Origin of the sequence: Glutamicibacter sp. MNS18, from assembly GCF_026107515.2 — a bacterium.
Classification (GTDB): domain Bacteria; phylum Actinomycetota; class Actinomycetes; order Actinomycetales; family Micrococcaceae; genus Glutamicibacter.
This window is the reverse complement of sequence record NZ_JAPCHW010000005.1, coordinates 246,245-258,241: the sequence shown is the minus strand read 5'-3', so window position 1 is coordinate 258,241 and position 11,997 is coordinate 246,245. Positions and strand designations below refer to the sequence as shown.

General features: G+C 60.5%; 10 protein-coding genes. 5 read left to right on the top strand and 5 right to left on the bottom strand.

From position 1 onward, the window contains the following. Nucleotides 1-37: 37 nt before the first annotated feature. Together OK351_RS08965 and OK351_RS08960 are read right to left on the bottom strand one after the other, a co-directional pair. Nucleotides 38-1,591: an ABC transporter substrate-binding protein gene (locus OK351_RS08965; RefSeq protein ID WP_265158039.1), complete on the bottom strand. Its 1,554-nt coding sequence runs from the start codon at nt 1,589-1,591 to the stop codon at nt 38-40. 25 nt (nt 1,592-1,616) lie between these two features. Continuing rightward, nucleotides 1,617-3,446: a CocE/NonD family hydrolase gene (locus OK351_RS08960; RefSeq protein WP_265158037.1), complete on the bottom strand. Its 1,830-nt coding sequence runs from the start codon at nt 3,444-3,446 to the stop codon at nt 1,617-1,619. 123 nt (nt 3,447-3,569) lie between these two features. Here OK351_RS08960 and OK351_RS08955 point away from each other — a divergent pair, with 123 nt between their 5' ends. Further along, complete coding sequence (locus tag OK351_RS08955) at nt 3,570-4,040, top strand: MarR family winged helix-turn-helix transcriptional regulator (protein ID WP_265158035.1); 471 nt, start codon at nt 3,570-3,572, stop codon at nt 4,038-4,040. 443 nt (nt 4,041-4,483) lie between these two features. Further along, nucleotides 4,484-4,849, top strand: a complete 366-nt coding sequence (locus tag OK351_RS08950) for a hypothetical protein (RefSeq protein WP_265158033.1) — start codon at nt 4,484-4,486, stop codon at nt 4,847-4,849. Nucleotides 4,850-5,280: 431 nt separating this feature from the next. On the opposite strand, the gene OK351_RS08945 is transcribed toward OK351_RS08950, so the two are convergent. Both OK351_RS08945 and OK351_RS08940 read right to left on the bottom strand, forming a co-directional pair. Next, nucleotides 5,281-5,991, bottom strand: a complete 711-nt coding sequence (locus OK351_RS08945) for a FadR/GntR family transcriptional regulator (protein ID WP_265158031.1) — start codon at nt 5,989-5,991, stop codon at nt 5,281-5,283. Nucleotides 5,992-6,009: 18 nt separating this feature from the next. Next, nucleotides 6,010-7,686: an L-lactate permease gene (locus OK351_RS08940; RefSeq protein ID WP_265158029.1), complete on the bottom strand. Its 1,677-nt coding sequence runs from the start codon at nt 7,684-7,686 to the stop codon at nt 6,010-6,012. Nucleotides 7,687-7,829: 143 nt separating this feature from the next. Here OK351_RS08940 and OK351_RS08935 point away from each other — a divergent pair, with 143 nt between their 5' ends. Genes OK351_RS08935 through OK351_RS08925 form a run of 3 tightly spaced genes read left to right on the top strand, consistent with a single transcriptional unit; the run spans nt 7,830 to nt 10,692 of the window. Beyond that, nucleotides 7,830-8,594, top strand: coding sequence for a (Fe-S)-binding protein (locus OK351_RS08935; protein WP_265158026.1), 765 nt, complete (start codon nt 7,830-7,832; stop codon nt 8,592-8,594). Continuing rightward, nucleotides 8,591-10,063: a LutB/LldF family L-lactate oxidation iron-sulfur protein gene (locus OK351_RS08930; RefSeq protein WP_265158024.1), complete on the top strand. Its 1,473-nt coding sequence runs from the start codon at nt 8,591-8,593 to the stop codon at nt 10,061-10,063. The genes OK351_RS08935 and OK351_RS08930 overlap by 4 nt, the downstream gene beginning before the upstream one ends. Further along, on the top strand, nt 10,060-10,692 hold the full coding sequence (locus OK351_RS08925; protein WP_265158022.1) for a LutC/YkgG family protein: 633 nt from the start codon (nt 10,060-10,062) through the stop codon (nt 10,690-10,692). Before OK351_RS08930 ends, OK351_RS08925 begins: the two co-directional genes overlap by 4 nt. Before the next feature lie 99 nt (nt 10,693-10,791). Here OK351_RS08925 and aztD read toward each other — a convergent pair whose 3' ends face one another. Next, the gene (gene aztD, locus OK351_RS08920; RefSeq protein WP_265158020.1) at nt 10,792-11,988 is read right to left on the bottom strand and encodes a zinc metallochaperone AztD; all 1,197 of its coding nucleotides are present in this window, start codon (nt 11,986-11,988) and stop codon (nt 10,792-10,794) included. Between the last annotated feature and the right edge of the window lie 9 nt (nt 11,989-11,997).

Below are 11,997 nucleotides of genomic sequence, written 5' to 3'. Positions count from 1 at the left end.
CCAACGAATTCATTAGCCGTCATGGGACATATCCACGTCATTCACCGGCACGAGTCCAGGTGTCAATAGGCGAAAGCTTCGGGGTGTTTCCGAGGAAGCCAACCGATTCGACCGCTTCGGTGTCATAGAGATAGATTTCGTCGGCGGAAACCACGGGTAACGTGTAAGCATTTTCCACCAACATCTGCATGAAGTCCCGGGCCACTTCTTCCTGATCCTCCGTGGACGCATGGATCAGCTCATCGTAGGCGGCACCAATGTCTGGGTCATCGACGTTAAACGGGTTGAGCACACCACCGGGCAACCAGTTCATCTGTGCAGCCAGGACCAGTGGTCGACCAGAGGAATCCTGTTGGAAGGCTCCGTGCGTCTGCGATACCAACTTCGAGACCCATTCCCCGGTATTGGTGGAGGGCTGCAGGTCCAAGGTGACTCCTACTGCCTTGAGTTGCTCCGATAGTGCCTGGACCATTGTGGTGCTGGGTGCCTGCTGCCCCTTATAGGGAACACTCAGGGTAAAACCATCGGCGTAGCCAGCCTCGGCCAGGAGTTCCTTGGCCTTCGCCGGATCGTAGCTGTAATATTTGCTCAGCTCCTCGTCATAGCCATGGCTGCTGTCTCCTGGGACAGCTGGCTGCGTCTCGGCACGTCCGTAGTCCCCATACGCGGCAGCAGCGATCGCTTCTCGATCCACGGCATAGTTCAAAGCCTGTCGTACTTTTCGATCAGCTAGCTCAGGTGACAGGGTGCCATCGCGGTCGGCAAAGTAGAGCCCATTCCATAAGGTCGGTTGCGTCGTGATCCCGACGTTGTCCACGCCTTCAACTTCACCCATGATTGAATTGTCGCCCTGCATGACATCGATTTGCCCGGTCTTTAGTGCCTGAACCTGGGAGGTGAGGTTAGGGATAATCCGGATGGTGATCTTGTCGAAGTCCAATTCGTCATACTTGTAGTAGTTTTCATTGGGGACGTACACATAACGGTCTCCGCTGACGGTGGCAGCCGTGTCCAAGACATAGGGCCCCGCACCAAAGGTTGCTGCGTTCAAGGTCTCGGTGCTGTTCAGACCCGCCGACGAAATCACTCCGCCACCCATGTATTTGGGTGTCAGCAAGGTGGGAAGAAGTGGATTCGGCTCGGGGCTGGTGATTACAACGTTCAGGTCATCTGTTGCTTCCAGCTCAAGGTCCTTGAAATAGGTACTTGAAGGTCCTGATCCTGTCTTGAAGTACTCGATGGAGTCGACGACACTCGATGCTGTCAGTGCGGTGCCGTCGGCAAAAGTCAGTCCTTCTTGCAACGTGACTCTGACCTGAGTATTGCTGGTATCTGTGAATTCCCATGAGCTAGCCAACCCTGGGGCAAGCTCGCCGTTTTCGTCCAGTGTCAGCAACGAGGCATAGGCCAGATCAACGAACCAAGCCGAAGCATTACCATTGGCTGCAACAGCCGGATCCAGTCCAATGGGTTCGCTACTCACTGCCAGTGTGAGTTCGGAACTTCCGGCGGCCTGGGTACCTCCGCCACAACCGGTGAGCGCGAAGATCCCGATTACCGCAGGTGCGAGAATTTTGTGTAGTTTGCGCATGATGTCTCCTGTGTTGCGGGGGCGGCTACAGTGCAGCCCGCTGAATTTCTGTTTCGGGTACGGCAGGAAGGTGCAATACACACCGTGAGTGTCCTAGATGGATCTGCTGATGTGCGATCTCGGATTTTTCGCTGTCATAGCAGGTTTTTCCGGTATTCGGATTGGCGTCCCATCGCGGCCAATTACTCGAGGTGATATCGACACGCAACCGGTGACCCCGTGCAAACGTATACGCAGTGCCCAGCATGTTGACGGTAATGTGCACTTTCTCGCCTGGTTCCACCATCTCGGGTTCGGTGCCCCTGTACTGCGCGTCGTAAGTAAACATGTTGCGTGCCGAAATTCGTTGGATCCCGTCGGCAATGAGAATTGAGCGTCCGTCTTCAGTCACGTCGCACAGCTTTACGACGAAGTCCGTATCCGGTGCCGAAGTGGAAACAGTAAGGTCGATGCCAAGGTTGCCAATTACATGCAAGTCTGATTCAAGGACTTCGCTAGTAAAGGACAGGATGTCGCTACGCCCTGCCAGTGCTGACTGGTCCACCGGACCGACTCGGAATTCGGGCGGCAGCAACACGGGCCCCCCAAGCGTAGGTACCGGGTTCAACGGATCGTAGTCGTATTGCTCAACGCTCTCCCGGGACGGCTGTCTCGAACTGAGGATCCCTTCCGAATGCAGATGCCACTGTTGCATGACCAGTTCCTTAGGTGGATAGGTCTCAAATCCCAGCCATTGGTTGCGGCCCATGAGGAACAGTTTCACAGGATGTTCGACGTCCAGTTTGTCCGATTGCCCCTTGATCGTGGCATCGAACCAATCCAGTATTTGCTGTGTCATTGTGCCTATGCTTCCGGGCATTGCCGCCTTGGCATGGGGGCCGAATTTGAGATCCCCCAACCGGTCCAGGCTCTCCCGGTGCGACCAGGGGCCAACGATCAGGTGCGGCGCTCGGCTGTTTTTGTTCCGGGCTGCTTCCGCCAGTCCCTCATACTGTGCAAGCGTTGATCCGAGAAAGCAGTCGAACCATCCCCCATAGTTGAGTACCGCCACATCAGTAAATTGATCATATTTACCAGCAGTTCGTCCCAGCGAACGCCAGGTTTCCCCAGGCTCCTCACCAAAGATTCGACTCACATCGGACAAGAATCCGGCTTGGACATCGTGAATCCGTGAGAATGGGCGCAACTCGTAGATCTGCTTGGAATCGAACAGTTCCTGGTTTCGCGCGTAAAGAGCCACCAATTCTTCGCCGGAAGCCTCCGGCTGAGAGCGCCTGAACTCTTCAAAGGCTATAGAGGATTGCCCCCAGCCAAGGCGGCTGGCAAACTCCTGCGCTCCCCCGCGCATGGTAAAACCGTTGAACTGCGAGTGCGAGGGTGAATTGATGGGAATGATCGATGAGATTTCTCCCGGAGCGCCTTGGATCGCGCTCCACTGGGCCTCGGCTGCATACGACGAACCCCACATGCCGACTTTCCCATTCGATTGGGGCAGGGTATGGGCCCACCTGACAGTGTCCGCACCATCTTCGATTTCGTTAATCGATGGTTCAAAAACCCCCTCCGACCCGTAGCGGCCACGCACGTCCTGGAATACCAGGATGTAGCCCGCTTGCACGACATCCAGTACGTCGACATCACGTAGCAGCGGCCGACGATCCCTGCTATACGGGTGGCGCAGGATGATCACTGGGTAGGTCCCATCGCCAGCCGGTGCATAGACGTCGGCCGCCAGTTCTACTCCGTCACGCATAGGTACCCGCACATCAATCTGTACGTTTACGGTCTTGTTATCCAAAGAATCCTCCACTGCCATTAGACAAAATGTGTTGTTCGCCACACGATGTTCAATCATGGTATTCTGCAATCATTGTATTTTGCAAGGATATTTTTGAAAGTGACTGTTTTATCGAGAAGGACGAAGACAGTAATGAAACTGGGTACGGCATAGGATATTTGAAGAACAGATAGGAAAGATGTGAACGACAACCATGAAAACCTCATGCTTAAGGAAGCCGGTCTGGCCACGGAAGTCGGCTTTGTCATTTCACGAGCCAAGACACAAGTACTGAAGCAGGTAGACCACGTTCTGGAAGGCTTCGGTTTCACCAAACACCATTACGCGGTCCTGGCACTGGCCTGTAGTGTTGAAGCCCCATCGCAACGCGAGATTGCGACCTACATGCGCTTAGACCCGAGCCGCTTGGTCAGAATCCTTGACGAGTTGGAAGGCCAAGAGCTCGTGCGTCGCGAAAGATCTGCGCACGACCGTCGAACGTGGATCATTCAGGCCACTGATTCCGGGCATCAACGTCGCACTGAAGCCTCAATGGCCCTGCAGCAGCTCAACGATAATTTGCTCCGACATCTTGGAGAGACCCAACGCCAGCTATTAATCGGCGCGCTCCTGCACCTTGCCGAGATCGAAGTCCAAGTCGAGCAAAGGTAGTTCGACTCCACCTGAGGCCTTCGACTTCCTGGGGCCGATGCCCAGATGCGCGGTTAATCACCATGTTCGAACACCAGCGGAATGACGCACAACCGACCGCTACATACAACCTTTTCAGCATGCTCTTGCTTCGAACATTCAGCCTTGGATACGCGTCACGACGGTAAACACATGGCCTGTCTCGCTCTTCAACGTTATTGGCCAGGACTGCTCGAATATCTTCCAAGAAACAGAGACCTCGAGAATCTGCCCGGCAGGTTCTTCCGATGCCTATCCCGAAACTGAAGCACGAACGACCTGGAAACGACACACGACCCAAAGCTTTTCACGGTGCCTCCTCACTGGGCGATACCAAGCGCAAGACACGCTTCACCTCCGCCGTTCGATAAAGGCACAACACCCCCAGTCTCCTAAACCCGGGAAGTCATCTAGGCTAGATGACGATGATGACACGTAGAGACGCCGCGATTGCGCTGGACATTCCCCTTGAAATGGCCAAACGCCATGGCATTCCTTCACGCCTGAGTGAGAAGGAATTTGCCGCATTGAACGCTAACCCACCGGCTTGGCTGGTGCAGTCCCGGGCCAACCGCAAAGCCGGAGGCCGCCCGGTTTGGACCCAGCTCACCTGCGAGGTCTGCGGCTTTGCGGAATTCGAACGGACCAAGAAATGGTGGCCCGTCTTCGACTTCGTGCATTGCGCCGAACACTCCCCCGCACAGCTTCCCACACTGGAAGCCGGAAAGATTCGGGCCGAATACCCGAATATTTCTGCGCGGATGTACGGAATCGTCGACGAACGACGGTAGGAACCGAGGCAAGCGGCACGACTACCGGCGGACCCTGCTGGACCACTTTTAAAGCCGATGACCTGTTATCCCGAGAATTCGGGTTAACAGGTCATCGGCTTTCGACTCAGCCCACACCGGGCATGGGCCTTTGAGGTACCAGCACGCTTGGCCACGCGTTACTTCTGGCCAAGCTGCAGGCCGCCCCGTACCGGATCATGATCCGGGAAACGGGACAGGACCCGGAGAGAACAGCTGAGCCACATTGTTGGTCAGCCAGCTGTTGTCGTGGGCCTGCGACCCCGTGGCATAGCGGTTCCAGAGGGCTTGCCTGATCGACCTCGCCGCAGCATCACCAGGTTGACGTTACGGTTGGGCCTTGAACCAGTCAGTGAATCGGTGGCAACCCGGCCCATCGATGATGCCCGCAATTCCAGATATGGGTCCTGGCCCTAGAACCTGGTCTGGTTGTAGAACCAGGTGATGTGTTCCTCGAGCATGTGGGCCGCCCGCTCTCGGTTGCCGCTGGCGAACGCCCGATGGATGGCCTTGTGCTGGCGCCGGAGCACCTTCACGATCGGCTGCCAGCTTTCGTCATCCGGGATCGCAGCCGAGACGTAGTCGCTGATCGAGTGACGCAGCGACTCCATCATGGCTTCCACCACGGCATTGCCGGCCATGGAGGAGAGCAGCACATGGAATTCCGCGTCGATCCGGTGGAATTCCTCGCGTGAGAGCTGCGGGTCGTCCATCCGCATGATCAGCACCGCGGTCCGGTCGATCACATGTTGGGCGTAGGCCCGGTCCCGCGGCTCCATCTGCGCGGCCCAGGTCTCCAGCAGGATGCGGGATTCGACGATCTCACGTACCTGGATCCCCTTGGACGCCACGTGCAGGCGCAATGCCTGGGAGAGCCCCGCCGCCGGATTGGAGATGATCACTGCCCCGGAATTCGGGCCGGACCCGGTGGAGGTGCGCACCACACCCATCACATCGAGAATACGGATGGCATCTCGCACCGAGGCCCGGGAGATCCCGTGCTTTTCGGCCAGCGCACGCTCGCCTGGCAGCTGGTCGCCGAGCAGGAGCCTGCCCGAACGCAAATCGGCTTCAATAGCTTCAAGGACCACCTGGTAGGCGCGCGGTGCTGGATTAGTAGGCATCAGGACCCAGTTTAGTCACTAGGGAAGCATCCAGCTGAGCACTGGTGTGGACTGCAGGTACACCAGCACGCAGAGCACCAGCAGCAGGCCAACCGACCAACCGGCAACCTTCTTCAGGATCACCGATTCCTGCCCGTCCATCTTCACCGCGGTGGCCGCGATGGCCAGGTTCTGCGGGGAGATCAGCTTGCCGACCACACCACCGGAGGTATTGGCGGCGACCAGCAGGGTCGGGTCGATGCCGGCGTTGATGCCGGCGGTCTGCTGCAGCTTGGCGAACAAGGCGTTGGCGGAGGTATCCGACCCGGTAACCGCGGTGCCGATCCAGCCCAGGATCGGGGAAAGGAAGGCGAACGCCGCACCGGTTCCAGCCAGCCAGGTACCGATGGTGATGGTCTGGCCGGACAGGTTCATCACGTAGGCCAGGCCCAGCACCGACAGGATCGTCAGGGCGGCGAAACGCATGTTGTAGACGGTGCGTCCGATCTCGGCGATCGCATTGCGCACTGTCATCGCGTACTTGCCGCCGTCGTCGAACTTCGAGTAGACGACCGCTACGATCAGGCCGGTGATCAGCAACAGGGTTCCGGGGGTCGACAGCCAGTTCAGGTTGTAGATCGTCGAGGAAACCGGCTCGCCTTCGGCATCCACCACAACGTTGTAGAGGCCGGGCCAACCGAACTTCACATCGGTGGAGGCCAGCGCCGCCGGGATGTCCACACCCAGGCGCCACAGCTTGGCCACACCGAAGATGATGATCACCAGGATGTACGGGAACAGCGCCATCCAGGTCTGGCCCGGGTGCAGCTTCTTGTTGTGGTCAATCGGGATGGCCAGCGCCTCGGGGGTCAGGATTCGCGCACGCGCTTCCTCCACGCCCTTCGGGTGCCAGATGCGCAAGAGCAGCACGGCCACACCCAGACCGACCAGGGCCGCGACGATGTCGGTCAGTTCGTAGGAGAAGTAGGTGGCGCACAGCCACTGGGCGATGGCGAAGGAGACACCGATGGTGATGGTGGCCGGCAGGGTCTGGCGCATGCCGCGCCAGCCGTCGATAACCAGCACCAGAATCGAGGGGACGAACAGGGCCAACACCGGGGACTGGTGGCCGACCACGGCGCCGATTTCGGCCGACGGGATCCCGGTCAGGGCACCGGCAGTGGTGATCGGGATGGCTACGGCGCCAAAGGCCACGGGAGCGGTATTGGCAATCAGCACGGCACAGGCAGCCCGCAGCGGCGAGAGCCCCAGGGCCAAGAGCATGGTGGCCGTGATCGCCACCGGTGCCCCGAAACCGGCCAGCGCTTCAAGCAGGCCGCCGAAACAGAAGGCGATCAGTACGGCCTGGATGCGGACATCGCCGCCACCAATGACGTCGAAGACCCGGCGCAGATCCTCGAACCGGCCGGAAATGACGGTGACCTGGTAGAGCCAGATCGCCATGACCACGATCCAGACAATCGGGAAGGCACCGAAGACGATGCCCATGATTCCGGAGTTGAAGGCCAAACCGACCGGCATCTGCCAGCCGAAGATCGCCACGATGATGGCGACGGATAGGGAAGTCAGGCCGGCCCAGTGGGCCTTGACCTTGACGATGGCAAGCATGACAAAAAAGGTGAGCAAGGGAATGAGGGCAACCAGCGCGGAGATGGCCACGCTGCCTGCAATCGGCTCTGTTGATGGTGTAAACACGTGTGGGCGTCCTTATGTGTGATGGTCAGACCACGTATGGTCAGACCACCGATGTTACAAGGTGAGAGCAATCACAACAAGTCTTGACGGAACCGGATTCTTCGACCTAGTATGGTCAGACCACACAGCGAGAGAGTTAACTAATGCGTATTGCACTCTTTGCCACCTGCATCGTGGATGCCATGTACCCGGAAACGGCCAAGTCAACAGTGAAGATCCTGGAGCGCTTGGGCCACGAGGTGATCTTCCCGGCCGGCCAGGCCTGCTGCGGACAGATGCACATCAACTCCGGATACATGCCAGAAGCACTGCCGGTGGTTGAAAACCACGTCAAGGCCTTCGAGCGTTCCGACTACGATGTGGCTGTCGCCCCGTCCGGGTCCTGCGTCTCCTCGGTGAAGCACCAGCATCCGGTCCTGGCCAAGCGCCTGGGCAAGCCCGAACTGAAGGAGCGCGCCGAGGCCGTCGGGGCCAAGACCTATGAACTCTCGCAATTGCTGACCGATGTCCTGGGGATCACCAACGCGGCCGAACAACTGGGCAGCTACTTCCCGCACACCATCACCTACCACCCCTCCTGCCATGGCATGCGCACCCTGGGGCTGGAGGACCGGCAGCTGAACCTGCTCAAGTCCGTTGGCGGGATCACCGTGGAGGAGTTGCCCGAAGCGGACCAGTGCTGCGGTTTCGGCGGCACCTTCTCCCTGAAGAACTCCGAGGTGTCCAGCGCCATGCTCGATGACAAGGTCAAGAACATCTGCTCCACCGGGGCCTCCCTGTGCGCCGGAGGAGATGTGTCCTGCCTGATGCACATCGGCGGCGGCCTCTCCCGCAGCGGACAGCGCCCGGGCACCATGCACCTGGCCGACATCCTGGCCAGCACCCGTGAAATGGAGGTGGCACTGTGAGCCAAGTATTCCTCGGCATGCCCGCCCCGGGTGCCGGCAACCTCTTTGCCGAAGAACAGTTCCCCGCCGCGGCCCACCGCGAACTGGGCAATACCCAGTTGCGCGCCAACCTGCGCCACGCCACCCACACCATCCGCGACAAGCGCATCCGCGTGGTGGGCGAACTTCCGGATTGGGAAGCGCTACGTGATGCCGGCTCGGCCATCAAGGATGCCTCGATGGCCAACTTGGACCAGCGCCTGGAGGAGTTCGAGAAGAACTTCACCGCCCGCGGCGGCATCATCCACTGGGCCCGCGACGCGGACGAGGCCAACCAGATCGTCACCCGCCTGGTCAGGGACACCGGCAGTGACGAGGTTGTGAAGGTCAAGTCCATGGCCACCCAGGAAATCGGGTTGAACGAACATCTGGAGGCCCAGGGTATCGCGGCCTTCGAAACCGACCTGGCCGAGCTGATCGTCCAGCTGGACCACGACAAGCCCAGCCACATCCTGGTCCCTGCCATCCACAAGAACCGCACCGAGGTACGCGACATCTTCCTGCGTGAAATGCCGCAGGTGGATCCGGCGCTGACCAATGAGCCGGCAAAGTTGGCCGAGGCGGCCAGGCTGCACCTGCGCAAGAAGTTCCTCTCGGCCAAGGTGGCCATTTCGGGGGCCAACTTCGCGTTGGCCGACACCGGCACCCTGGGTGTGGTCGAGTCCGAGGGCAACGGCCGCATGTGCCTGACCCTTCCCGAAACCCTGATCACCGTGATGGGCATCGAAAAGGTCCTGCCCAACTGGCAGGACATCGAGGTGTTCATGCAGCTGCTGCCCCGCTCCTCCACCGGTGAGCGGATGAACCCGTACACCTCGTTGTGGACCGGGGTCACCGAGAACGACGGCCCGCAGAATGTGCACCTGGTGCTGCTGGACAACGGGCGGACCCGCGCATTGTCGGACAAGTTCGGGCGCACCGCCTTGAACTGTATCCGCTGCTCGGCCTGCATGAATGTGTGCCCGGTGTACGAGCGCACCGGCGGCCACGCCTACGGGTCGACCTACCCGGGGCCGATCGGCGCCATCCTCTCCCCGCTGCTGACCGGCATCGAGGCCGAGGAGAACAACTCGTTGCCGTATGCTTCCTCGCTGTGCGGGGCCTGCTACGATGCCTGCCCGGTGAAGATCAACATCCCGGAGATCCTGGTCCACCTGCGTGGTGAGGACGTGGATTCCAAACGCGGAAAGAAACTGCTGCCCACCCAGATGGATCTGCTGATGAAGGGCGGTTCGTGGGCCCTGAGCAGCGGCAACCATCTGGGCCTGCTGGAAAAGGCCTTGCCGTTGGGCAAGCTGGTGGCCGGCAAGGACAAGAAGATCAAGAAGCTGCCGGGCATTGCCGCGGGCTGGACCTCCAGCCGCGACCTGCCGGCTCCACCGAGCAAATCCTTCCGCGACTGGTGGAAGAGTGAGAAGGAGGGCAAATGAGCGCCAAGGATGAGATCCTGGGCCGGATCCGCACGGCCCTGGCCGACGCCCCCCGGGTGGAAGAGGTTCCCCGCAGCTACCGCACCACCTCCTCGCTCAGCGAGGAAGAGCTGATCGAGCTGTTGGTGGACCGGCTGGTTGACTACAAGGCCGGGGTGGATGTCATCGACGCCGCCGATATCCCCACCTTCGTGGCCTCCAAGCTGGATGCGGCCCACAGCGTGGTCTACCCGCATGGTTTGGATACCGGATGGCTGCAGGCCGTGCCCGAATCCGTCCAGCGCCACATGGACGCCCCCGGCTCGATGCTGACGATTCCCGAGCTGGATGCCACCAGCGCCGTGGTGACCTCCTCGGCGATTTCGGTGGCCGAGTCCGGAACCATCATCCTGGACGGTGAACCGGACCAGGGCCGCCGGGCGATTTCGCTGGTTCCGGACCACCATGTGTGCATTGTCCCGGTCTCCACGATCGTGCAACTGCTGCCCGAGGCGATGCCGCGCCTGGAGGTGACCCGTCCGCAAACCTGGATTTCCGGGCCCAGCGCCACCAGCGACATCGAGCTGGAACGTGTTGAGGGCGTGCACGGTCCGCGGACCTTGGATGTGCTGATCGTCCGCGGGCTCTGACACCGCCGCAATGCACCCGAAGGCCGGCTTCCATTGTTCCTCAAACCTCCTGGAAGCCGGCCTTCGGGTTACCCGCAATACCCTTTGCTCAGCGCATGGCTACCCCAGCGCCGCGGCCATTTCGTTCGGTGCCGCGTCCAGCGTGGCAGTGGCGGTCCTATCCCCGGTTTCCAGGTCAACCGCATGGACCTGGTTGTTCTCCGGATCCGCCACATAGGCGATCGAACCGTTGAGCGTCATGGCCGGATGCGGATCCTGCCAGTTCATCGGGCCCTGCCAGGGATCGAGCACATCGTACTTCCCGGTGATTTCCCCGGTGGACGGATCCAGCACGTGGATCGCCCCGTCGGTGGCCAGGATGTAGGCCTGCTCGTCCGGGCCGCGGACCACCCCGCGCCAGGTGTACTGCACCCCCGCGGGCAGCTCGATGACCTCATAGGAGTGCTTGGCGGTGTCGATCAACGCCATCCGGTTCAACAGATACCCCTCGGCGTCGGGATCATTCTTGTAATCCCCGACGATGATGGGGCTGTTCTCCGAAACGTAGGCATTGCCCATCCGCCCGTAGTCGTCCGGGGCGGTGAACTTGTCGAAGTGCCCGTCGTGGTACAGCAACGCCCCGTCCTCGCAGCCGAAGACCACCGCTTCACCCTGGGCGGTCTCCTCCCCGTGGATACCCGGGCAGCTGGTATTGGAATCCAGCTCCTGGCCCTGGCTATCCAGGGCCTTGGCGCCGCTGCGTGACTGCTCGGTGCCGATGGTGGTCACCAGGGTGCCGTCGGCCAGTTCGACCGAAACCCCGTGGTGGGCCTCCTGACCCGGGATCACACGGGTTTCGGGAAGCTGCCTACCGGCGGCATCGAGTGCGGATGTCTCGAAGACGGTGGTATCCCCGGTGCCGTCATCAAAGAGCACGGTCTTGCCCGCATGGCGCACCACGTGCCCCGGGGTGGTGGCCGAGAAGGTGGCCCCGGTCAGTTCCGGCACGGCGGTATCCAGCACCTCGAACCCGCGGGAGGTGGTCACGAGGATATGCTTGCCGTCACCGACCGCGTTGAGCCGGGTGAACTCCTCGCTATCCAGGGTCGCCAGCACATCCAGGCTGGTACCATCGAGCACCGCAATCCCGTTCTCGTAGCTGACGGCTAGCGGCGCCAGCCCGTGCTCCACGCCCTGCCCGGAAGCCGCCGGTTCCGGAGCGGAACCGGTTGACCCTGAGGCGCAGCCGGTGGCCGCCAGCCCCAGCAGTGCAAGTGTCGAGAACAGGGCCAAGGGCCGGTTCTGCAATTTCTTCATGGTGTTTCC

Bases quoted from the DNA above. Each gene is read 5' to 3' on its own strand.
- OK351_RS08965 (WP_265158039.1), bottom strand. From the start codon at position 1,591: ATGCGCAAACTACACAAAATTCTCGCACCTGCGGTAATCGGGATCTTC.
- OK351_RS08960 (WP_265158037.1), bottom strand. From the start codon at position 3,446: ATGATTGAACATCGTGTGGCGAACAACACATTTTGTCTAATGGCAGTG.
- OK351_RS08950 (WP_265158033.1), top strand. From the start codon at position 4,484: ATGATGACACGTAGAGACGCCGCGATTGCGCTGGACATTCCCCTTGAA.
- OK351_RS08945 (WP_265158031.1), bottom strand. From the start codon at position 5,991: ATGCCTACTAATCCAGCACCGCGCGCCTACCAGGTGGTCCTTGAAGCT.
- OK351_RS08935 (WP_265158026.1), top strand. From the start codon at position 7,830: ATGCGTATTGCACTCTTTGCCACCTGCATCGTGGATGCCATGTACCCG.
- OK351_RS08925 (WP_265158022.1), top strand. From the start codon at position 10,060: ATGAGCGCCAAGGATGAGATCCTGGGCCGGATCCGCACGGCCCTGGCC.
- aztD (WP_265158020.1), bottom strand. From the start codon at position 11,988: ATGAAGAAATTGCAGAACCGGCCCTTGGCCCTGTTCTCGACACTTGCA.